The organism is Bradyrhizobium sp. Y36 (assembly GCF_002531575.1).
Classification (GTDB): Bacteria; Pseudomonadota; Alphaproteobacteria; order Rhizobiales; family Xanthobacteraceae; genus Bradyrhizobium.
In genome coordinates, this window is sequence record NZ_NWTI01000005.1 from 248,123 (window position 1) to 271,041 (window position 22,919).

Annotated in this window: 19 protein-coding genes; 8 read left to right on the plus strand and 11 right to left on the minus strand. The window is 64.2% G+C overall.

The annotated features are described in order from the left end of the window. Nucleotides 1–49: 49 nt before the first annotated feature. The gene (locus tag CO669_RS11910; protein WP_097659989.1) at nt 50–253 is read right to left on the minus strand and encodes a hypothetical protein; all 204 of its coding nucleotides are present in this window, start codon (nt 251–253) and stop codon (nt 50–52) included. A 201-nt stretch (nt 254–454) separates the two neighbouring features. Between CO669_RS11910 and CO669_RS11915 the strand changes: the two genes are divergently transcribed. Together CO669_RS11915 and CO669_RS11920 are read left to right on the plus strand one after the other, a co-directional pair. After that, nucleotides 455–1,828, plus strand: coding sequence for a leucyl aminopeptidase family protein (locus CO669_RS11915; protein WP_097659990.1), 1,374 nt, complete (start codon nt 455–457; stop codon nt 1,826–1,828). Then, nucleotides 1,821–2,663: a C40 family peptidase gene (locus CO669_RS11920; protein WP_097659991.1), complete on the plus strand. Its 843-nt coding sequence runs from the start codon at nt 1,821–1,823 to the stop codon at nt 2,661–2,663. Before CO669_RS11915 ends, CO669_RS11920 begins: the two co-directional genes overlap by 8 nt. 6 nt (nt 2,664–2,669) lie before the next feature. Here CO669_RS11920 and CO669_RS11925 read toward each other — a convergent pair whose 3' ends face one another. The 6 genes from CO669_RS11925 to CO669_RS11950 all read right to left on the minus strand — a co-directional run bounded on the left by CO669_RS11925 (nt 2,670) and on the right by CO669_RS11950 (nt 11,157). Then, nucleotides 2,670–4,307 carry an ABC transporter ATP-binding protein gene (locus CO669_RS11925; RefSeq protein WP_097659992.1) on the minus strand — a complete coding sequence of 546 codons (1,638 nt, stop codon included), beginning with the start codon at nt 4,305–4,307 and terminating at the stop codon, nt 2,670–2,672. A gap of 4 nt (nt 4,308–4,311) precedes the next feature. Continuing rightward, the gene (locus CO669_RS11930) at nt 4,312–5,490 is read right to left on the minus strand and encodes an ABC transporter permease (RefSeq protein ID WP_097659993.1); all 1,179 of its coding nucleotides are present in this window, start codon (nt 5,488–5,490) and stop codon (nt 4,312–4,314) included. After that, nucleotides 5,490–6,599, minus strand: coding sequence for a microcin C ABC transporter permease YejB (locus CO669_RS11935; RefSeq protein ID WP_097659994.1), 1,110 nt, complete (start codon nt 6,597–6,599; stop codon nt 5,490–5,492). Before CO669_RS11935 ends, CO669_RS11930 begins: the two co-directional genes overlap by 1 nt. Nucleotides 6,600–6,601: 2 nt before the next feature. Continuing rightward, on the minus strand, nt 6,602–8,476 hold the full coding sequence (locus CO669_RS11940; protein WP_097659995.1) for an extracellular solute-binding protein: 1,875 nt from the start codon (nt 8,474–8,476) through the stop codon (nt 6,602–6,604). Between the two features lie 14 nt (nt 8,477–8,490). Beyond that, nucleotides 8,491–10,392: an extracellular solute-binding protein gene (locus tag CO669_RS11945; protein WP_097659996.1), complete on the minus strand. Its 1,902-nt coding sequence runs from the start codon at nt 10,390–10,392 to the stop codon at nt 8,491–8,493. A 210-nt stretch (nt 10,393–10,602) separates the two neighbouring features. Beyond that, nucleotides 10,603–11,157, minus strand: a complete 555-nt coding sequence (locus CO669_RS11950) for a c-type cytochrome (protein ID WP_097659997.1) — start codon at nt 11,155–11,157, stop codon at nt 10,603–10,605. Nucleotides 11,158–11,391: 234 nt separating this feature from the next. On the opposite strand from CO669_RS11950, the gene CO669_RS11955 reads away from it, so the two are divergent. Both CO669_RS11955 and CO669_RS11960 read left to right on the plus strand, forming a co-directional pair. Continuing rightward, a complete protein-coding gene (locus tag CO669_RS11955) occupies nt 11,392–12,132 on the plus strand; it encodes a 3-deoxy-manno-octulosonate cytidylyltransferase (RefSeq protein ID WP_097659998.1) in 741 nt (246 codons plus the stop codon). 21 nt (nt 12,133–12,153) lie between these two features. Then, on the plus strand, nt 12,154–13,014 hold the full coding sequence (locus CO669_RS11960; RefSeq protein WP_097659999.1) for a prephenate dehydratase: 861 nt from the start codon (nt 12,154–12,156) through the stop codon (nt 13,012–13,014). Between the two features lie 88 nt (nt 13,015–13,102). On the opposite strand, the gene CO669_RS11965 is transcribed toward CO669_RS11960, so the two are convergent. After that, nucleotides 13,103–14,119, minus strand: coding sequence for an LLM class flavin-dependent oxidoreductase (locus tag CO669_RS11965; protein ID WP_097660000.1), 1,017 nt, complete (start codon nt 14,117–14,119; stop codon nt 13,103–13,105). A 394-nt stretch (nt 14,120–14,513) separates the two neighbouring features. Here CO669_RS11965 and metF point away from each other — a divergent pair, with 394 nt between their 5' ends. Further along, a complete protein-coding gene (metF, locus tag CO669_RS11970) occupies nt 14,514–15,434 on the plus strand; it encodes a methylenetetrahydrofolate reductase [NAD(P)H] (RefSeq protein WP_198963967.1) in 921 nt (306 codons plus the stop codon). A gap of 6 nt (nt 15,435–15,440) precedes the next feature. After that, nucleotides 15,441–19,286, plus strand: a complete 3,846-nt coding sequence (gene metH, locus CO669_RS11975; RefSeq protein ID WP_097660002.1) for a methionine synthase — start codon at nt 15,441–15,443, stop codon at nt 19,284–19,286. Between the two features lie 371 nt (nt 19,287–19,657). On the opposite strand, the gene CO669_RS11985 is transcribed toward metH, so the two are convergent. Both CO669_RS11985 and CO669_RS11990 read right to left on the minus strand, forming a co-directional pair. Next, on the minus strand, nt 19,658–20,287 hold the full coding sequence (locus tag CO669_RS11985) for a glutathione S-transferase family protein (protein ID WP_097660003.1): 630 nt from the start codon (nt 20,285–20,287) through the stop codon (nt 19,658–19,660). A 140-nt stretch (nt 20,288–20,427) separates the two neighbouring features. Then, nucleotides 20,428–20,730 (minus strand): ArsR/SmtB family transcription factor, encoded by a 303-nt coding sequence (locus CO669_RS11990; protein WP_097660004.1) that lies wholly within the window; start codon nt 20,728–20,730, stop codon nt 20,428–20,430. Between the two features lie 27 nt (nt 20,731–20,757). Here CO669_RS11990 and CO669_RS11995 point away from each other — a divergent pair, with 27 nt between their 5' ends. After that, complete coding sequence (locus CO669_RS11995; protein ID WP_097660005.1) at nt 20,758–21,741, plus strand: threonine/serine dehydratase; 984 nt, start codon at nt 20,758–20,760, stop codon at nt 21,739–21,741. An 11-nt stretch (nt 21,742–21,752) separates the two neighbouring features. Further along, the gene (locus CO669_RS12000; protein ID WP_097660006.1) at nt 21,753–22,172 is read left to right on the plus strand and encodes a DUF6636 domain-containing protein; all 420 of its coding nucleotides are present in this window, start codon (nt 21,753–21,755) and stop codon (nt 22,170–22,172) included. 19 nt (nt 22,173–22,191) lie between these two features. Here CO669_RS12000 and CO669_RS12005 read toward each other — a convergent pair whose 3' ends face one another. Further along, entirely contained in the window at nt 22,192–22,752 is a 561-nt protein-coding gene (locus CO669_RS12005) for a hypothetical protein (protein WP_097660007.1), read from the minus strand. Nucleotides 22,753–22,919: the final 167 nt, after the last annotated feature.

Below are 22,919 nucleotides of genomic sequence, written 5' to 3' on the forward strand. Positions count from 1 at the left end.
TCAGCGGGCGATACGGGATCGATGCGACGATGATTTCGTCTCGCCGGGATCAATACTCGATGGCGAGCCGCTTGCGGATTTCGTCGATACGCCTGTCGAGCGCATCGAACCGCGCGTGGACGGAGCGGTCGTGGAGATAGAACACGTAGCCGCCGGCAAGGAACGCGAATATCCAATGGTGATGCTCGACATAGCCGAAGATCACCTCGATGGCCTGGCCGATGAATGTGGCCACGCTCCACACAAATTCCATTGCATGTCCTCCCGGCGCGCTTTGTCGTCGGCCGCCCGATTTCTCATCCCTGGCGGCCGTTGCCGGAACCTAGCATGGGCGCCTTGCTGCGAGTAGCGGCTCGCCGAACGGTGACAGCAAAGCCGATTGCAGCCGCGGCGAAACTCTGCGAAGTCTCGTCCGTTCGCATGACCCGTTTGATCCGACGATCCGGACCCGCCAATGTCCTCTGTCTTCGAGACCTCATCCACTGCCACCCCGATCCTCTTCGCCACCAAATCGAGCTGGGATCACGTCGCCGAGCAGCTGCCGCCGCAGCAGCGGCAGTTCGCCACCGCATGTGCCTTCACCGCCAAGCCGGGCGCATATCTGGCGCTGCCTGCGCCCGACGGCGCGGTGGCCCAGGTGCTGTTCGGCCTCGAGGACGAGGGTGCGAGGTCGCGTGATCTGTTCCGGCCCGGCGCCCTGCCCGGGCTTCTGCCGCCGGGCACTTATCGCTTTGCCAATGCATCACACGATGCGCGGCTGGCGGCGCTCGCCTTCGCACTGGGTTGCTACCGCTTCGCGCGCTACCGCAAGGCGGACAGGCCCGACGTCCGGCTGGTGCCGCCTGACGGCGTCGATGCCGCCGAGATCGATCGGATCGCCAAGGCCGCGATGCTGGCGCGCGACCTCATCAACACCCCATCCAACGACATGGGCCCGGAGGAACTCGCCGCCGCCGCGCAAGCGCTGGCCGCCGAATTCGGAGCAAGCTTTGCCTGCACCATCGGCGATGAGCTGGAGAAGCATTTTCCGCTGATCCACGCCGTCGGCATGGCTTCCAGTCGCGCGCCGCGGCTGATCGACATCGGCTGGGGCAATCCTGATCATCCCAAGGTGACGCTGGTCGGCAAGGGCGTCTGCTTCGACACCGGCGGGCTCGACCTGAAACCGTCGAGCGGCATGCTGATCATGAAGAAGGACATGGGCGGCGCCGCCAATGTGCTGGCACTGGCGCGCATGGTGATGGATGCGAGGCTGAAGGTGCGGCTGCGCGTGCTGATCCCGGCGGTGGAGAACGCGGTCGCCGGCAATGCCTTCCGTCCGCTCGATATCTTCACATCGCGCAAGGGCGTCACGGTGGAGATCGGCAATACGGATGCCGAAGGCCGCCTGGTGCTCGCCGACGCGTTGGCACTGGCCGACGAGGAGAAGCCCGACCTGCTGATCGATCTGGGCACCCTCACCGGTGCTGCACGCGTCGCGCTGGGACCGGATTTACCGCCCTTTTACACCAATGATGAGACCCTTGCCGCAGACCTCGCGCGTTGCGCGGTGAAGGAGAACGATCCGTTGTGGCGCATGCCGCTGTGGCCGCCTTACGATGCGTGGCTGGATTCCAAGACCGCCACCATCACCAACGCGCCGTCAGGCGGCTTTGCCGGCTCGATCACCTGCGCACTGTTCCTGCAACGCTTCGTCGAGCATGCCGGCAGCTGGCTTCATGTCGATATCTACGGCTGGACGCCATCGGCCAAGCCTGCACGTCCCGAGGGCGGCGAGTGCCAGGCCGCGCGCGCCATCTACACCTTGCTGAGCGAGCGCTATGCATGATCCGCGCATAACCCCGGCCCGAGGCGACCTCGCCGCGAAATATCTCGAAGGCGAGGTACAGGCGGATCGCTTCGTCACCGGCGAGGAATTCGAGGTGGTCGAGCCGGTCGCACCGGTACGCGAGCAGCCGTCCTCGAACGCAATGCTGATGACGGAAGCGCTACGCGGCGAGCGCGTCACGGTCTACGACCGCAACGGCGAGGGTTGGGCATGGGGCCAGCTCAATGGCGACGGCTATGTCGGCTGGCTGCCGGAAGCAGCGCTCGTGAGGCCGTCGGCTGCGCCAACTCACGTGGTCAGCGCGCTCAGGACCTTTGCCTTCCCCGGCCCCTCGATCAAGCTGCCGCCGGCCGAGACGCTCGTGATGGGATCCAAGCTCGCGATGGCGCGCGAAGACGGCAGCTTCGCCATAACGCGCGACGGCAAATATCTGACGAAGGCACATCTCGCCCCGCTCGATCATCGCGAACCGGACTTCGTCGCGGTCGCCGAGCGCTTCGTCGGCACGCCCTATCTCTGGGGCGGCAAGAGCAGTCTTGGCATCGATTGCTCCGGCCTGGTCCAGGTCTCGCTGACGGCAGCGGGGATCGGCTGCCCGCGCGACAGCGACATGCAGCTGGCCGGGCTCGGCCGCGCACTGGAGCCGCGTGAACGGGGCAGCTTGCAGCGCGGCGACCTGATCTTCTGGAAGGGCCATGTCGCCGTCGTGCGCGACGCCAGCACTATGGTTCACGCCAACGCGCATCACATGGCGACGGCGATTGAGCCGATCGAGCTGGCAATTGCACGGATCAGGCAGGCTGGCAGCGAGGTTGTCGCGATCAAGCGGCTGTGACGGGGCTTACGTCGCCACCGCCCCGTTGCCCGCCGTCTCCAGCCGGAACGCCGCCGCAAACAGCGCGCGCGTGTAGTCCGTCTTCGGATTCTTGAACAGCTCGGCGGCCTGCCCCTCTTCGACCACCTTGCCGCCTCGCATCACGATCAGGTGGCTGGCGAGCGAGGCGACGACGCGCAGATCGTGCGAGATGAACATGTAGGTGAGATCGCGCTTGCGCTGGAGCTCGCGGAGCAGATCGACCATCTGCGCCTGGAACAGCATGTCGAGCGCGCTGGTCGGCTCGTCCAGCACGACGAAATCCGGCTCCAGCACCACCGCACGTGCGATCGAGATGCGCTGGCGCTGGCCGCCGGAGAATTCGTGGGGATAGCGGTAGCGCGTGTCGGGCTTCAGCCCGACGTCTTCCAGCGCCTTGACGACGCGCGCCTCGCGCTCCTCGCGCGACAGCTTCGGCTGATGCACGGAGAGACCTTCGGCGATGATGTCGGCGACCGACATGCGCGGCGAGAGCGAGCCGAACGGATCCTGGAAAACGATCTGCATGTCGCGCCGGAAGGGGCGCATCTCCTTGAAGCGCAGGCCCTGGATGTCTTTCCCCAGGAACACAATGCGGCCATTCGAGGAGATCAGGCGCAGCAATGCGAGACCCAGCGTGGTTTTGCCCGAGCCGGACTCGCCGACCACGCCGAGCGTCTCGCCCTTGCGCACGGCGACGCTGACGCCGTCGACCGCCTTGATGTGGCCGACCGTCTTGCGCATCAGGCCGCGCTTGATCGGAAACCAGACCTTCAGATCGTCCGCCGACATCACCACCGGCGCATCCGGCTGCGGCGGCGCCGGATCTGGTTTCGGCTCCGCTGCGAGCAGGTCGCGCGTATAGGGATGCTTCGGGGTCTTGAAGACCTGCTCGACCGGCCCCTGCTCCACGATCACGCCGCCCTTCATGACGCAGACGGTGTCGGCAATGCGGCGCACGATGCCGAGATCGTGGGTGATGAAGAGCAGGCTCATGCCGAGCCGCGAGCGGATCTCGGCGAGCAGCGCCAGGATCTGCGCCTGCACGGTGACGTCGAGCGCCGTGGTCGGCTCGTCCGCGATCAACAGGTCCGGCTCGTTGGCGAGCGCCATCGCGATCATCACGCGCTGGCGCTGGCCGCCGGACAGCTGATGCGGATAGCTGTTCAGCCGCGTTTCGGGCTCGGGAATGCCGACCTGCGTCAGCAGCTCCAGCGTCCGCTTGCGCGCCTGCGCATTGCTGGTCGGATTGTGCAGCTGGATGATCTCGCCGATCTGCGCTTCGATCGTGTGCAGCGGATTGAGCGAGGTCATCGGCTCCTGGAAGATGATGGAGATATCGCTGCCTCTGATCTCCCGCATCTGCTGCTCGGAGCGGTCGATCAGCTCCTGTCCCTTGAAGCGGATGCTCCCCGAGGGATGCGACGCATTCGGATAGGGCAGCAGCTTCAATATCGAGAGCGCGCTGACGGACTTGCCGGAGCCGGATTCGCCGACCAGCGCCAGGCATTCGCCGCGCTTGATCTGGAACGAGACCTTGTCGACCGCGAGCGTGGTGGCGCCGCCCTGGTGGAAGGCCACCGAGAGATCGCGCACGCTGAGCAGGGGCTGGTTGATCGCGTCCATGACCTTACCTGAACGTCTTGCGCGGATCGAAGGCGTCGCGCACCGCTTCGCCGATGAAGATCAGGAGCGACAGCATGATCGCGACCGAGAAAAAGCCGGAGAAGCCGAGCCAGGGGGCCTGCACGTTGGACTTGCCCTGCGACAGGAGCTCACCGAGCGACGGCGAGCCGGGCGGCAGTCCGAAACCGAGGAAGTCGAGGGCCGTCAGCGTCATCACCGAGCTCGACACGATGAAGGGCAAGAACGTCATGGTCGCGACCATCGCGTTCGGCAGCAAATGCCGGAACATGATGACGGCGTTCGACACGCCGAGCGCCCGCGCCGCCTGGATGTATTCGAAATTGCGTCCACGCAGAAATTCCGCGCGCACGAGTCCGACCAATGATACCCAGGAAAACAGCAGCAGGATGCCGAGAAGAACGAAGAAACCCGGCACGAGCACCGACGACAGGATCAGCAGCAGGTAAAGCGCAGGGATCGCGGTCCATATCTCGATGAAGCGCTGGAATAACAGATCGGTCCAGCCGCCGAAATAGCCCTGCACTGCGCCCGCCGCGATGCCGACGACGGAGGAGACGATGGTCAAGCAGAGGCCGAACAGCACCGAGATGCGGAAGCCGTAGATCAGCCGCGCGACGACGTCGCGGCCCTGATCGTCCGTTCCCAGCCAGTTATATTCGAGATCGCGGCAGCTCTTCAGCCCCTTCTTCTCCACCACCGGCTGGCACTGCTTCTCGGTCAGCATCCAGGTCGGCGGCGACGGCGCCGGCGTCGGCAGGTCGAGATTGTGAGTGTCGTAGGAGTAGCGGATCAGCGGCCAGACGATGCTGCCGCCCTTGTCCCTGATCAGCTTCTGCAAATAGGGATCGCGGTAGTCGGCCGCGGTTTCGAAGTCGCCTCCGAATGTCGTCTCCGAATAAGTAGCAATGGAAGGCCAGTAGAGGTGACCGTCATACTTGATCAGGAACGGCCGATCATTGGCGATCAGCTCGGCGAACAGCGACACCACGAACAGGATCATGAAGATCCAGAACGACCAATAGCCGCGCCGGTTGGCCTTGAAGTTCTGCCAGCGCCGCCTGTTGAGCGGCGAAGGCACGAAGGGCTTGCGGGTGATCGGAACGACCTCGCCCAGCGGCGACTGGGTCGTGGTCTCGATCGGGGTCGGCGCGGCGATCGTCATCAGACCTCCCGCGCCTCGAAATCGATCCGTGGATCGATCCACATATAGGTCAGGTCCGAGATCAGATTGATCACGAGGCCGACGAGCGAAAAGATGTAGAGCGTGCCGAACACGACCGGGTAGTCACGGTTGAGCACGCTCTCGAAGCTGAGCAATCCCAGCCCGTCCAGTGAGAAGATGGTTTCGATCAGAAGCGAGCCGGAAAAGAAGGCGTGGATGAAGGTGCTGGGAAAGCCCGCGATCACGATCAACATCGCGTTGCGGAAGACGTGGCCATAGAGCACCTGATTCTCGCTGCAGCCCTTTGCGCGAGCCGTCATCACGTATTGCTTGCGGATCTCGTCCAGGAACGAGTTTTTGGTCAGGAACGCCATGGTGGTGAAGGCACCCAGCCCCATGGCGATGAGCGGCAGCGTCAGGTGCCAGAAGTAATCGATGATCTTCCAGTACCAGGGAAATTGCGACCAGCCGTCCGACGTCAGCCCGCGCAGCGGGAACCAGTTGAAGAAGGAGCCGCCCGCAAACAGGATGATCAGGAGGATCGCGAACAGGAAGCCTGGAATCGCGTAGCCCAGCACGAGGACGGTCGACGTCCAGGTGTCGAAGCGCGAGCCGTCCTTCACCGCCTTGCGGATACCGAGCGGGATCGAGATCAGATAGGTGATCAGCGTCAGCCACAAGCCGAGCGAGATCGAGACCGGCAGCTTCTCCTTGATCAGCTGGATCACGCTGACGTCGCGGAAATAGCTCTTGCCGAAGTCGAAGCGGGCGAAATTCCACACCATCAGTGCGAAGCGTTCAGGTGCCGGCTTGTCGAAACCGAACTGCACCTCCAGCTTCTTGATGAAATCGGGGTCCAGCCCCTGCGCACCGCGGTATTTCGAGTTGATGGCGTCGGCACCGGCCCCCAGCTGCCCCGGCGCACGCTGAGCAAAATCGCCGCCGCCCGAAATACGCGAGGTGCCGCCGGTATCGGCGCCCGAGAGCTGCGCGATGACGCGTTCGACCGGGCCACCCGGCGCGAACTGGACGACGACGAAGGAAACGAAGAGGATTCCGAGCAGCGTCGGAATCATCAGGAGGATGCGGCGGGCGATATAGGCGCTCATGACTATTTCGCCTGCTCGAGCTTGGCCGCCTTGGCGCGGTCGGACCACCAGATTTCGGGGGCCCCGACGCCATTGGCATAGCGCGGGAGCTTCTGCGGACGGCCGAACTGATCCCAATAGGCCAGCCGGTGCGTCTTGCTATACCATTGCGGCACCCAATAGCGGCCGGCGCGGAACAAGCGATCGAAGGCGCGGCAGGCCGAGGTCAACTCCTCGCGGCTGTCGGCGGCCATGATCTTCTCGATCATGGCATCGATCGCCGGGCTTGCGACGCCGGCCAAATTGTACGAGCCCTTGGTGGCCGCGACCTGCGACGAGAAGAACGCGCGCATGGCATCGCCTGGAGTTGCCGACATGCTGAAGCGCTGGATCGTCATGTCGAAGTCGAAATCCTCCACGCGCGCGCGATATTGCACGGCATCGACGAGACGGAGGCTTGCCTCGATGCCGAGCGTGCCCAGGTTCTTGATATACGGCGCGTGATGCGGCTGAAGCGAAGGTTCCTCCGCCAGGAATTCGATCTTGAACACCTCTCCGCTCGGCAGCATTCGCTTGCCATCCTTGATCGGAAAGCCGGCGTCGTTGAGCAATTGCTGCGACTTGCGCAGGAGAGCGCGGTCCTGCCCGGAGCCGTCGGAAGCGGGGGGCGTGAAGGACGTAGCGAACACTTCGTCGGGAATCTGACCGCGGAAGGGCTCGAGCAACTTCAGCTCTTCCGGTGACGGAGGTCCGCTGCTCGCCATAAGATCGGAATTCTGGAACGGCGACACCGTACGGGCATAAGCGCCGTACATGATGGTCTTGTTGGTCCACTCGAAGTCGAAGGCATTGATCAAGGCCTCGCGGACGCGCGGATCCCTGAACTTTTCACGCCGCGTGTTGATGAACCAGCCCTGCGCGCCGGACGGCGTATCGTCGGGCACGACTTCAAGCTTGACGCGGCCATCTTTCACGGCCGCGAAGTCATAGCGCGTCGCCCAAATGCGGGAGGTGAACTCTTCCCGATAGAGATAGTTCTTGCCGGTGAACCCCTCGAAAGCCACGTCGCGGTCGCGATAGAACTCATAGCGCACGACGTCGAAATTATAGGTACCGCGGCAGGGCGGCAGATCGGCGGCCCACCAGTCCTTCACCCGCTCATACTCGATGTAGCGATTGACTTCGAACTTGCCGACCTTGTAGGGACCTGAGCCGAGCGGGACCTCAAGAGACGATTCATCGAAGGGCCGGGTCGCATAATACGCCTTGGAGAAGATCGGCAAGCTCGCGGCATAGAGCGGTACATCGCGCGCCCGCCCCTTGGCGAAGGTGACAACAAGCGTCGCATCGTCGAGAGCTTCGGCACTGACCATGTCGCGCAGCTGCACGATGATCAGCGGATGTCCCTTGGTCTTCAGCGCCGTCAGCGAAAACGCCGCATCGTGCGCGGTGAGCTTCGTGCCGTCGTGAAATTTCGCCTCCGGCCGCATCGTGAAGCGATAGACCAGCTTGTCCGGCGATATCCTCACCGATCTGGCGGCAAGCCCGTACATCGCATCGGGCTCGTCGTTCGCGCGCACCATCAGCGGCGCGAAGGTCATGTCCATGCCTTGCGCGCCGTCGCCCTTCAGGATGAAGGCGTTGAGCGAGTTGAAAGTCTGGTAGGACTGGTTATAGGCGCGCACCGAGGGGATCAGCGAGAACGTGCCGCCCTTCGGCGCGTCGAGATTGACGTAGTCGAAATGGTGGAAGTCGGCGGGATATTTGAGATCGCCGAATGCCGAGATGCCGTGCGCCTCTCCGCCGGCTTCTGATGCCTGCGCGCCACGCAACAGCGACGCCCCAAAGGCGCCGCCGACACCCAGGGCCAGCACATGGCGGCGTGACATCTGCGTCATGCGGGGACTATCCTTCACGACTTCTTTGCGATCCGCGCCGCCTTGTCTGCGTCGTACCACCAGATGAACGGAAAGCCGGACTGACCGTATTTGGGCAATTCGGCCGGCCGACCGAAGCGATCCCAACGCGCGGTGCGCACCTTGTTGTAGGTCCACTGCGGCACGACGTAGTGATTCCACAGCAGCACACGGTCCAGCGCCTTGGTGGCCGCGACGAGATCATCGCGATCGGTCGCGTAGATCAATCGCTCGATCAGCTTGTCGACGGCCGGATTCTTGATGCCGGCAATGTTGCGCGAGCCGGCGATGTCGGCTGTCTTGGACGACCAGAACTCGCGCTGCTCGTTGCCCGGCGACTGCGACTCGCCCCACGAGTTGGTGACGATGTCGAAATCCCACTCGCGCGTCCTGTTTTCGTACTGGGTCGGGTCGACCGACCGCACGCTGACGGCAATGCCGAGCCGCTCCAGAGACGGCTTGTAGAACAGCGTGATCCGCTCGAAGCTCGGATCCGAATTGAGCAATTCGAGGGAGAACTGGGTGCCGGTCTTGACGTCGATCAGCTTGCGATCGCGCACCTCGTAGCCGGCCTCCTTGAACAGGCGCAGCGCCTCGCGCAGATTGTCGCGCACGGCTTCCGGACTGCCGCCGACCGGATTGCTGTAGGCGGTGGTGAAGACTTCGGGCGGGACCTGGGCACGGACGGTTTCGAGGATCTCGAGCTCCTTGCCTTGCGGCAAGCCGGTCGCCATGAGCTCGTCGATACCGTCGAAATAGCTGCTGATGCGCTTGTACTGGCCGAAGAAGATCTGCTTGTTCATCTCCTCGAAGTCGAACGCATAGTTGAGCGCACGCCGCACGCGGGGATCACTGAACTTGGCACGGCGCAGGTTCGGCACGAAGGCCTGCATCACGCCCGAGCTGCGATTGGCGAATTCCTCGAGGATCACGCGCTTTTCGCTCACGGCCGGGAAATCGTAGGCCGTCGCCCAGCTCTTCGCGCTGTTCTCGGTACGCCAATCGACCTGGTCGGCCTTGAAAGCCTCGATCGCCACGGTGGCGTCGCGGAAATATTCGTAGCGCAGCTCATCGAAATTGTTGCGGCCCACATTGGCAGGCAGGTCGCGGCCCCAATAGTCCTTGACGCGCTCCAACGCGATGGAGCGCCCTGCAACGAAGTCCTTGATCTTGTAGGGACCCGAGCCGAGCGGCACTTCGAGCGTGGTGGTGGAGACATCGCGCTTGCGGCCCTGCGCGTCCGTTCCTTCCCACCAGTGCTTCGGCAGCACGATGAGCTGCCCGACGATCTGCGGCAGTTCGCGATTGCCCGGCGCGTCGAACACGAACTTCACCTCGCGCTCACTGAGCTTCTCGGCCTTCACCACATGGCTGTAATAGGCCGAGTACATCGGGTGGTGCTTCTTGAAGGAATCGAGCGAGAAGATCACGTCATCGGCGGTGACCGGCTTGCCGTCGTGCCATTTGGCTTGCGGCCGCAAGCGGTATGTGACGAAGGAGAAATCGTCCGGATGGCTGACGGCCTCGGCCAGCGCGCCGTATTCGGTCGAGACCTCGTCGAGCGCGGCCGCCGTGAGGGATTCGTAGATGAAGGCGACGGCACCGGCGACCTGCCCCTTCACACCTGAGACCACGATGTTGAAATTGTCGAAGGTGCCGACGGCAATCTGGCGGGCGACGCCGCCTTTGGGCGCGTCCGGATTGACGTAGTCGAAGCGCTTGAAGTCGGCGGGATATTTGACCTTGCCGAACAACGATAGCGCATGGCGCCAAGGCAGCTCATTCGAAGACTGCGCCTGCGCTGCACCGACGACGGGGAGCCCCGCTGCGGAACCGAGGACGGGAAGCGCTGCAGCAGCAGTGCCGGTGAGCAGGAGATCGCGTCGGGTAATGGCCAAATCAACATCCCTGTCTTGAAGGAGGCTACTCCTTTAAGTTCCCAATATAGGCGAGGTTTCGACCGAATATGTTGCTTTTTCCTCATCTTGGAAGGTCGGATGGCCTGCCGGATGCGGCCAAACGCCCCGATAACGTCATCGCGAGGCCCGGATAAGGAAACGGCCAGGCTTCTCAACCTGGCCGCATATTCCAAGACAGGTTCTGAAGCCTTACTTCGACGCGGTCGGCAGCGGCTGCGGATGCTCCGACAGCGAATTCAGATAGGCAATGACGTCGGCGCGCTCGGAATCCTTGGGGATACCGGCGAAGCCCATCGCGGTGCCCGGGATGAAGCCCTTCGGATTGGCGATGAACTTGTTGAGGTCGTCGAAAGTCCAGGTGCCGCCCTTGCCCTTCATGGCAGCGGAGAAGTTGAAGCCGTTGCGGCCCTCACCCCGCTTCTCGCCGACGACCCCATAGAGGTTCGGACCGACGCGATTCGGGCCACCCTTCTCGAAGGTATGGCAGGCGCCGCACTTCTTGGCGGCGGCAGCGCCCTTCTCGACGGAGGCGGTCTGGAGCAGCTTTTCGATCGGCTCGGAGGCTGCCGCGGCAGCGCCGCCTTCCTTGCCGTGACCGGCATCTTCTTTCACGGCGATCTCGAAGCCCGGCTTTTCCGGCATCTTGGGCGAGAACAGCGCGCTCGCGGTGAAGCTCGTCACCAGCAGGATGAGACAGGTGCCGAGCACGGCACCGAGAATTTTATTGAGTTCGAAAGAGTCCATTTCCGGCCAGGCCCCACACCGCAAGAAGGATCGAGCGGCCGGGCGGCCGCCAGGACGAGCCTCGGGAGAATCAAACGTTCCTTATTGTTTCCCCGAGTTTTGCCATTGAGATATCGGTTTGCCCGGGGTCTGGCAACCCGTATAAGCGACCCCGCTTGCGGCTCGTCCCCACTCCATTTCTCGGCGCGGAAAACGCCCCGTTTTCAGGCTCTTGACCCCAGACCTTTGGACCCAATGATCGACCCCCGCATCCTGGTGCTGATCCCGGCCCGAATGGCCGCCACCCGCCTGCCCGGCAAGCCGCTCGCCGATATCGCGGGCCTGCCGATGATCGTCCACGTGATGCGCCGCGCCGAGGCCGCCGCCATCGGCCGGGTCGCGGTCGCGACCGATACCGCCGAGATCGCCTCCGTCGTCACCGCCCATGGCGGCGAGGCGGTGATGACGGGCCCCACACACCCCTCTGGCTCCGACCGCATCCACGAGGCCATGCAGAAGCTCGATCCGGACGGCAAGGCCGAGATCGTGGTCAATCTGCAGGGGGATTTCCCGACGATCACGATCGACAACATCCGCGAGGTGCTGCCGCCGCTGCAGGACCCGGCCGTGGACATCGCGACACTGGCCTCGCAGATCCACACCGAGGAGGAGGACCTCGCCCCGAGCGTCGTGAAGGCGATCGGAACCTCGCTCGGCGGCAAGCGCATGCGTGCACTTTATTTCACCCGCGCCACGGCGCCGACCGGCGACGGACCGCGCTACCACCATATCGGCCTCTACGCCTATCGCCGCGCCGCGCTGGAGCGCTACGTTTCGCTGCCGCCCTCGCCGCTGGAATTGCAGGAGAAGCTCGAACAGCTCCGGGCGCTCGAGGCGGGAATGCGCATCGACTTCACCATCGTCGACACCGTCCCCCGCGGGGTCGACACGCCGGCGGACTTGGAAACCGCCCGCAGCATCCTTTCCAAATCCTGAGCCGCTGTTACAAGGCCCGTCATGAGCAAGATGAAGATCGCATTCCAGGGCGAGCCCGGAGCCAATTCCCACATCGCCATCGTCGAGGCCTACCCCGACGCCGAGCCGATGCCCTGCGCCACCTTCGAGGACGCGCTGTCGGCGATCTCGTCGGGCGAAGCCGATCTCGGCATGATCCCGATCGAGAATTCGGTCGCCGGCCGCGTCGCCGACATTCATCATCTCCTGCCGGCCTCCGGCCTCTTCATCATCGGCGAATGGTTCCTGCCCGTGCGCCATCAATTGATGGCGGTGAAGGGGACCAAGCTCGAGGACATCAAGAGCGTCGAGAGCCATGTCCATGCGCTCGGCCAGTGCCGGCGCATCATCCGCAAGCTCGGCATCAAGGGTATCGTGCATGCCGACACCGCCGGCAGCGCCCGCGACATCTCGGAACGCAACGACAAGACGGTGGCCGCGATCGCCTCCCGCCTCGCTGCCAAGATCTACGGCCTCGACATCCTCGCCGAGGACATCGAGGACGAGTCCCACAACACCACGCGCTTCGTGGTGCTGGCGCGCGAGCCGAAATGGGCGGCGCAAGGCTCCGGCCCGCTGGTCACCACATTTGTCTTCCGCGTGCGCAACTTGCCGGCCGCGCTCTACAAGGCACTCGGCGGCTTCGCCACCAACGGCGTCAACATGACCAAGCTCGAGAGCTACATGGTCGACGGCAATTTCTTCGCCACGCAGTTTTATGCCGACGTCGACGGCCACCCCGAGGACAAGGGCCTTGCGTTTGCGATCGAGGAGCTGAAATTCTTCTCGCGCGAATTCCGCATCGTCGGCGTCTATCCGGGTCATCCGTTCCGCGCGACGTTCAGCGAAGCGCAGCAGGATTGACGTCGTTCCGGGGCGCGCGAAGCGTGAACCCGGAACCTCGAGATTCCGGGTCCGATGCTTCGCATCGCCCCGGGATGACATCACTCCTTTAGGCCGACCGTTTCACCAGCCCGAACGCCTCCGCCAGCAGCGCGTACGACCTCTTCCGCGCGTCGTGATCGTACACCGCCGTGATCACCATCAGCTCGTCCGGCCGGCTCGCCTCGATCAGCGGCTGCAGTTTCTTCTGCACCGTTGCGGGGTTGCCGACGAACAGGCGCGAACGGTTGCGCAGGATCGAGGCGCGCTCGGCGTCGGAGTAAGGGTAGGCCAGCGCCTCCTCGGCGCTCGGCAGCGGCAGATATTGTCCACGGTCGCGGCGCAGACGGTTGAGGTCGAACGAAGCGGCGAGCCTTTCAGCCTCTGCATCGGTATCCGCGGCGATGACGGCAACCGCGAGGATCGCATGTGCGCTGGCGCGCCACGCCGAGGGCTGGAAGCGATTGCGGTAATGCACCATCGCATCGACCGCATCGTGGGAGGCGAAGTGATGGGCGAATGCGAAGCCCATGCCGACCTGGGCTGCGAGCTCCGAGGAATAATCGCTGGAGCCGAGCAGCCAGATCGGCGGCAGGGCGGTGTCGTCAGGCATGGCGACGACGTTGTTGTAGGGGTGGCCTGCGGGGAATTCGCGGGTCTCCCACAGAATCAGTTCGTGCAGTCGCTCCAAGAAATCGTCGCCCTCGCGGCGGTCGAGCCGGCTGCGCAGCGCGTAAGCCGTCGCGCCGTCGGTGCCGGGGGCGCGGCCGAGACCGAGATCGATCCGGCCGGGAAACAGCGCCTCCAGCATCTTGAAGCGCTCGGCGACGACCAGCGGGGCGTGGTTGGGCAGCATCACCCCGCCGGAGCCGACGCGGATATGCTTCGTGACGGCCGCGATCTGGCCGATCATGACGTCGGGCGCGGGGCTCGCGACCGAGGCGAGGTTGTGGTGCTCGGCGAGCCAGTAGCGGACATAGCCGAGACCGTCGACATGGCGCGCCAGATCGATGCTGTTGCGCAGCGCGGCGGCGGGCTTGGTGCCCGATGTGACGACCGAGAGGTCGAGAACGGAGAGCGGGATCATGGCGGCGTAACCTAATGGAGAGCCGTGCCGCGACAATGGGCCCGCTGCGCAGATCTGACGTGTGCGGGCCACGAGCCGACGCCGTCGGCCGAAGCGGGTCGGTGGGCCAATTAACGTCTATGTAACGAACGATTCATTTTGCCCAACAGGGAAATACATCTCCACCAGATACCAAACGCCAACCAGGCAATTGATTTTTAATACGATTTACACCATGCCCAACATCCCACTCCAATTCCGAGATTACCAATAATTCCGCATCTCTTGGCATAAGTGGGCCACTTCCCATCCTCGATGGGCTGTCGATTATGAAGGCTTTGGCTTATCTTCAGCCCCAAGCAAGACCTGACCGCCGGCCGACGAAACTGGCAACAAATCTGGAGTGAGTGGTGCCATGACCGATCTGACGATCCCTGCCCGCGCCGACGGGCAAGACGGGCACCTGAAGCGGCCGGCGATCTCCTTCGAGTTCTTCCCGCCCAAGACGGAAGACATGGAGCGCAATCTCTGGGAGACCATCAACCGGCTCGCCCCGCTCGACCCGAAATTCGTCTCGGTGACCTACGGCGCTGGCGGCTCGACCCGCGAACGCACCCATTCGACCATCGCCCGCATCCTGAAAGAGACCACGCTGCTGCCGGCCGCGCATCTGACCTGCGTCGGCGCTTCGCGCGGCGAGATCGACGAGATCGTCGACCGCTATCACGAGGTCGGGGTCCGCCACATCGTAGGCCTGCGCGGCGACCCGGCCGGCGGCATCGGCACGCCCTATTCCAGCCATCCCGACGGCTACCAGAGCTCGGCCGAGCTCGTCGCCGGGATCAAGAAGCGGCACGCCGATATCGAAGTCTCCGTCTCGGCCTATCCCGAGAAGCACCCCGAGGCGCGCGACTTCGACGACGACATCGACACGCTTCAGGCCAAGGTGGACGCCGGCGCGACCCGCGCGATCACCCAGGTGTTCTTCGACAACGACCTTTACTTCCGCTATCTCGACCGCGTCCGCGCCCGCGGCATCGACATCCCGATCGTGCCGGGCATCATGCCGATGCATAATTTCAAGCAGGCGAGAGCCTTCGTCACCCGCGCCGGCACCACCGTGCCGGACTGGTTCGCCGCGAAATTCGAGGGCCTCGACGAGGACGCCGAGACCCGCAAGCTGGTGGCCGCGACCGTCGCCGCCGGCCAGGTGCAGAAGCTCGCCAAGCACGGCGTCGACACCTTCCATTTCTACACCATGAACCGCGCCGATCTCGTGTTCGCGATCAGCCATTTGCTCGGCATCCGCGCCAAGAGCGCCCAGAAAGCTGCGTAACAGACCATGACCGTCCCCGTTTCCGCCAAGCGAACTGCCCTGCTGAACGCCGCGCGCGAGCGCATTCTCGTGCTCGACGGCGCCATGGGCACGATGATCCAGAACCTGCAGTTCGACGAGGCTGCCTTCCGCGGCGAGCGCTTCAAGGATTTCCACCGCGACCTGCGCGGCAACAACGACCTTCTGATCCTGACCCAGCCGCAGGCGATCGAGGACATCCACGCGGCGTATTTGCGTGCCGGTGCCGATATCGTCGCGACCAACACCTTCTCCACCACGTCGATCGCGCAGGCCGACTACGACCTCACCGACATCGTCTACGAGATGGCGCGCGAAGGCGCGCGGCTCGCCGGCAATGCCGCGCGCCGCGTCGAGGCCGAGGACGGCAAGCCGCGCTTCGTCGCCGGCGCCATCGGTCCGACCAACCGCACCGCCTCGATCTCGCCCGACGTCTCCAATCCCGGCTACCGAGCGGTCACGTTCGACGACCTGCGCAAGTCCTATGGCGAGCAGATCCGTGGCATGCTCGACGGCGGCGTCGATCTCCTGCTGGTCGAGACCATCTTCGACACGCTGAACGCCAAGGCGGCGCTCTACGCCATCGCCGAGATTACCGAGGAGCGCGGCATCGACATGCCCGTGATGGTGTCGGGCACCATCACCGACAAGTCCGGCCGCCTGCTCTCCGGCCAGATGCCCGAAGCGTTCTGGAATTCGGTGCGGCACGCCAGGCCCGTGACGATCGGCTTCAACTGCGCGCTCGGCGCCGAAGATCTGCGCGCCCACATCGCCGACATCGGCCGCGTCGCCGACACCCTCGTTTGTGCCTATCCGAACGCCGGTCTGCCCAACGAATTCGGCCAGTATGACGAAACGCCCGAGTACATGGCCCGCCTCGTCGGCGAGTTCGCGCGTGACGGCCTCGTCAACATCGTCGGCGGCTGCTGCGGCACCACGCCGGAACATATCGCCGCCATTGCAGCGGCCGTTGCCCCGCACAAACCGCGCATCGTGCCGGAGATCGAACCGCGCCTGAAGCTGTCCGGCCTCGAGCCGTTCATTCTGACCGACGCCATTCCGTTCGTGAATGTCGGCGAGCGCACCAACGTCACGGGCTCGGCCCGCTTCCGCAAGCTGATCACCGCCGGCGACTACACCGCCGCGCTCCAGGTCGCCCGCGACCAGGTCGAGAACGGTGCGCAGATCATCGACGTCAACATGGACGAGGGTCTTCTGGATTCGGAAGCGGCGATGGTGACGTTCCTCAATCTCGTCGCCGCCGAGCCCGACATCGCCCGCGTCCCCGTGATGGTGGACTCCTCGAAATTCTCGGTGATCGAGGCCGGCCTGAAATGCGTGCAGGGCAAGCCGGTCGTCAACTCGATCTCGATGAAGGAAGGCGAGGAGAAGTTCATCCACGAGGCCAAGATCGCGCGGCGCCACGGCGCTGCCGTCGTGGTGATGGCGTTCGACGAGGTCGGCCAGGCCGACACGTTCGCGCGCAAGACCGAGATCTGCAAGCGCGCCTACGACATCCTGGTGAACAAGGTCGGCTTCCCGCCCGAGGACATCATCTTCGATCCCAACGTCTTCGCGATCGCGACCGGCATCGAGGAGCACAACAATTACGGCGTCGACTTCATCGAGGCGACGCGCTGGATCCGCCAGAACCTGCCGGGCGCGCATATCTCGGGCGGCGTCTCGAATCTCTCGTTCTCGTTCCGCGGCAACGAGCCGGTGCGCGAGGCGATGCACTCGGTGTTCCTGTATCACGCCATCAAGGCCGGCATGGACATGGGCATCGTCAATGCCGGGCAGATGATCGTATATGACGACATCGATCCCGAATTGCGGCAGGTCTGCGAGGACGTCATCCTCAATCGCGATCCAGGCGCGTCCGAGCGCCTGCTGGCGCTCGCGGAGAAGTTCCGCGGCAACAAGACCCAGACCAAGGAAGCCGATCTCGCCTGGCGCGAATGGCCGGTGGAGAAGCGACTCTCGCATTCGCTGGTGCACGGGATCACCGAGTTCATCGAGCAGGACACCGAAGAGGCCCGCAAGAACTCGTCGCGTCCGCTCGACGTGATCGAGGGCCCGCTGATGGCCGGCATGAACGTCGTCGGCGACCTCTTCGGCGACGGCAAGATGTTCCTGCCGCAGGTGGTGAAGTCGGCCCGCGTGATGAAGCAGGCGGTGGCCTGGCTGATGCCCTTCATGGAAGAGGAGAAGGCGCGCAACCTCGCCAACGGCATCGGCACGGAAGGATCCTCCTCCGCGGGCAAGATCGTGCTCGCGACCGTGAAGGGCGACGTCCACGACATCGGCAAGAACATCGTCGGCATCGTGCTCCAGTGCAACAATTTCGAGGTCATCGACCTCGGCGTCATGGTGCCGGCGGCCAAGATCGTCGAGACCGTGAAGGCGGAGAAGGCCGACATCGTCGGTCTCTCCGGCCTGATCACGCCCTCGCTCGACGAGATGGCGTTCTTCGCCGGCGAGTTGCAGCGCGAAGGCCTCAAGCTGCCGCTGCTGATCGGCGGCGCCACCACGAGCCGCGTGCACACGGCGGTGAAGATCGACCCGAGCTACCGCGCCGGCCCCGTGGTCCATGTCAACGACGCCAGCCGCGCCGTAGGCGTCGCCTCCTCGCTGCTCTCGCCCGAGCGGCGCGAGGCCTATGCCGCCGAGGTCCGGGCTGAATATGCCAAGATCTCGGACGCGCATCTGCGCGCGCAGGCCGACAAGAAGCGCCTGAAGCTGGAAGCTGCCCGCGCCAACCGCGTGCCGGTCGACTTTGCCAAGAACAGGCCGGTGAAGCCGACCTTCCTCGGCACCCGCAGCTTCGACGATTACGATCTCGCCGAGCTCGTGCCCTATATCGACTGGACGCCGTTCTTCCAGACCTGGGAGCTCGCCGGCCGCTTCCCCGCCATCCTCGACGATGCCAAGGTCGGCGAGGTCGCGCGCTCGCTCTATGACGATGCGCGCAAGATGCTCGACACCATCGTCAAGGAGAAATGGTTCCGGGCCCGCGCGACGATCGGCTTCTGGCCGGCGAACGCCGAAGGCGACGACATCGCGCTCTATGCCGACGAGAGCCGCACGAAGAAGATCGCGACGCTGCACACGCTGCGCCAGCAGCTCGAGAAGCGCGAGGGCCGCTTCAACGCAGCGCTCGCCGACTTCGTCGCGCCCGCGGGTGTGCCCGACTATGTCGGCGGCTTCGTCGTCACCGCGGGGATCGGCGAGGATGCCGTCGCCGACCGCTTCAAGATGGCGAATGACGATTACTCCTCGATCCTGTGCAAGGCGCTGGCCGACCGCCTCGCGGAGGCCTTTGCCGAGCGCATGCACGCCCGCGTACGCCGCGAGTTCTGGGCCTACGCGCCCAATGAGGCCCTCTCCAACGACGAGATGATCCTGGAGAAGTATCAGGGCATCCGTCCCGCGCCGGGCTATCCCGCCCAGCCCGACCACACCGAGAAGGCGACGCTGTTCGAGCTGCTCGATGCGGAGGCAACCTGTGGCGTCAAGCTGACCGAGAGCTTTGCGATGTGGCCGGGCTCCTCCGTGTCAGGGCTCTATTTCGCTGCGCCTGAGAGCTACTATTTTGGCGTCGGCAAGATCGAGCGCGACCAGGTCGAGGACTACGCCGCGCGCAAGGGCATGAGCGTCGCGGAAGCCGAGCGCTGGCTCGCGCCGGTGCTGAACTACATTCCGTCGCAACAAGGCAAAGCCTTTGCGGCAACGCCGGCGAACGATGAGACCCCGGCGGACCTCGCCTCGCATCCGCCGGGCTGCACCTGCGCGGTGCATCTCGTCTGGCAGAAGAAGCGGGCGGGCGCGGGCTAAGCGCGCTCCAAAGCAAAAGTTGCGAAAACAACCCCATGCACAGTAGCCATGGGGTTGAAAGGGTTGAGCAATTTTTTCGTGGCGTCGGGCGGCGTTTGCGGCGTCGGGCAAAACAGGGGTATTGTTGCATCATCGGCTGCTGTGGCCACTGAAGCAGCGCCGGCAGCGGATTGCTATTTCACTCTTCCTACGCGCACGGTGCCCATCCTCCCCTGGAGGGGGAGGATCGGTCCGCATGCAGCGAAGCGGAATGCGGACCGAGGTGGGGTGACGGTCTCTCCACATCCAACGCTGCCCGTGCGGAGAGATCACCCCACCCCGCTCGCGCTGCGCGCGATCGACCCTCCCCCTCCAGGGGAGGGTAAGAAACCTCACCCCTTCGGCGGGGCCAGCGGCTGCACGATCTCCTGGAACGGTGGCAACGCCTCGCAGCGCTCGGCATGCGCCGCCAGCGCCGGATAGCGTGACGCGTCGAACAAAAGCGGATGCGCCTCGCGGGTGAAGCGGACGACGCAGGCGACCGCGACATCGGCGTGGCCGATGCGATCACCCAGCCAGTACGGCGTCGTGACCCCGGCGCGCTCGGCCTCCAGCACCTTCAGCACGTCCGCGATCTGCGCCTGACAGCGCTCGACCCACAGCGCGAGCTGCTCCTTCCGCAGCACGCGCTCGTAGAGCAGGCTCACGGCCTTGTCGCCGAGGCCTGAGGCGAGCGCGCAGATGCGCAAATGCCTGCGCCGCTCGGTGCCATTGCGCGGCAGCATCGCCTTGTCCGCGCCGACGCGCTCGTCGAGATAGTCCAGGATGATCATGCTCTCGATCAGCGCCTCGCCGTCGTCAAGCACCAGCGTCGGCACGCGCCGCAGCGGGTTATAGGGCGCGATCTTGTCGGCATCGCCGAAGGTCGACCACGGTCTGTGCTCGAAGGCGAGCCCGTAAAGCCGCAGCGCAATCGCGACGCGGCGGACGAAGGGGGAATCATATTGGCCGATCAGGAACATGGTTCTCGCTCTTCTCGGTGGTTGGACCAGGTAGGGCCGGTCAGTCTCCACGACCAGATTGATGCAACGCAAGAATTATCTTGGAAATGGAGCATTGCACCGACTGCAACGTCCTCCGCGACCGGCGCCGCGCTACACGTTCAAAGGCCGTCCTGGATCGAGCGCTTGATCGCGGCGATGGCGGTCTCGTTGCGCTTGTACAGCGTCCACTGCTTGATCCGCTTGGCGCGCACCAGCTTGGCCGCCGTCAGCACCCGCATGTGCTCGCTCACCGTGGGCGCGCTGACCCCGAGCTTCTCGGCGATCAGCAATCCGCAGACACCGTCCTCGACCAGGTCGCCATCGGCCTGCTCGCGAAAATGCCGCCGCGGATCCCGCAGCCATTCCAGGATCTGCAGGCGACGTTCATTGGCGAGCGCGCGCAAGGCAACGGCAAATTTCATTTAGTCATTTTGCTAATTACCTAATTGATGTCAACTATCCCCTGCGCTAGTCTGGACGGCATCATGACAGCGACAATGGACATCACGCGGGAGCGGATTGCGACGACCGAGGCGGTCATCCGGCCGCATGTCAGGCGCACACCCCTGCTTCAGGCCGATCTCGCCGATTTCGGCCTGCCCGCCGCGCGCGTCACGTTCAAGCTCGAGATGCTGCAGCATTCCGGATCGTTCAAGGCGCGCGGCGCCTTCGCCAATCTGTTGCTGCGGCAGGTGCCGGAGGCTGGCATCGTCGCCGCATCCGGCGGCAATCACGGCGCGGCCGTCGCCTATGCGGCGCAGCAGCTTGGCATTCCCGCCACGATCTTCGTGCCTGACATCACCTCGCCGGCCAAGGCGGAGCGGATCAGAGGCTATGGCGCAAAGCTCGTGATCGCGGGCAGCCGCTACGCCGATGCGCTCGCCGCGAGCGAGGCGCATGTCGCGCAGACCGGCGCGCTCGCCGTCCACGCCTATGATCAGGCCGAAACCCTGCTCGGCCAGGGCAGCGTCGGCCTGGAGCTGGAGCAGGATGCTCCCGGCATCGACACGCTGCTCGTGGCTGTCGGCGGCGGCGGGCTGATCGGCGGAATTGCGGCGTGGTACGCCGGCAGGACGCGCATCGTGGCGGTCGAGCCGGAGCAATCGCCGACCCTGCACGCCGCGTTCGAAGCGGGCGCTCCGGTCGATGCGGCGGCCGGCGGGCTCGCCGCCGACAGTCTTGCGCCGCGGCGCGTCGGCGAATTGATGTTCCCGATTGTACGCGCTCATGTCGAGCAGGTCGTCCTCGTCAGCGACGATGCGATCCGGCAGGCCCAGGCCGCGCTGTGGTCGCGCTTGCGCCTCGTGGCCGAGCCCGGCGGCGCGGCCGCCTTTGCCGCGCTGCTCTCCGGCCGCTATCGTCCCTCGCCTGCCGAGCGCGTCGCGGTTCTGCTCTGCGGCGCCAACACCACGGCGGTGAATTTCGATAACTGAGCGGGCATGGCATGACGGCACCACGCGGACTGATGCTGATATCGATCCTGTTGCCGATGATGGGTGCCGTCCGGGCACAGGACCGCCCGATCGGCTTCCTGACGCCGTCGAAAAACATCGTCTGCCAGGTCTTCACCGACAATGGTCAGTGCGTGCTCCGCTGCGACGTCATGAACATGGAGAGCCGTCCGCGCCGGCCCGCCGACTGCGACCTCGACTACGGCCACGCCTTCGAGATGAGCGCGAAGGGCACCGCGACGCGCATCTGCGCCGGCGACACCGTGATGGACGCCTCGCTGCCGGTGCTGGCCTATGGCGAGATCTGGCAGCGGGCGGGATTTACCTGCAGGTCGGAGCAGATAGGGCTGACGTGCTTCAACGCGATGCAGCGGGGGTTTTCGCTGGCGCGGGCGAGGCAGGAGGTGTTTTGAAGAGGATCGTGCCACACACTCATACTGCCCCTTTATTCAAGGACTCGACGTGAAATGCAGCGTGAACAACACGGTGCAATCTAGGAGCACCTTCGACATAGAATCTTACCGCATAGGTTCCCGCCGGAAATGTCTCTGCCGGTATGATGTGTTCGTAAGATAACTTCTCGTCAGCAACATTTACATTCTCTCTATAATAATACGTGAGCGGGACTATCATCCGCGCGCCGCTGGCGATTGTTGTCCCGTCCTTCTTAAGGACGGAAGTGATCTCCCGCACCATTTGGTTGAGCATGCCCGGTCCTTCCGGCCGCCAGTCTGGAAGTAGCTTAAGCGCAGTACCGAGAGCGCCATCATTTTCTGGGCCAACGACCAGGAACGCGATATCAAGCCTTCTTGGCAAGTTCGTACTGTTTTCGACGACCGTCCGCACCTTCACTCTGTTTCCGCCGATCGCATCAACGCTTACTTCGATGTGCAGAAACGCTCGCCTCAGGTCCCAAAATCTCCAAAGAAGCGTCCCCAGTCCGGCGAATCCACCGACGAGACCAAGAACCTTTACGATGTGATCAAAATCCATGGATCTTCACCGGGATTGCTATTCGGTCTGGCCAATCCGCCGTCCAGAAGCATGCTCCGGGCGCGCGTTCACAGCCCAGTTCCTATTGTAAATTGTATCTATCGACCAAACAACCAAGACATGGAACCATTGATCCATTCGTATCGATCAATCAGCTCGGCAAGCGC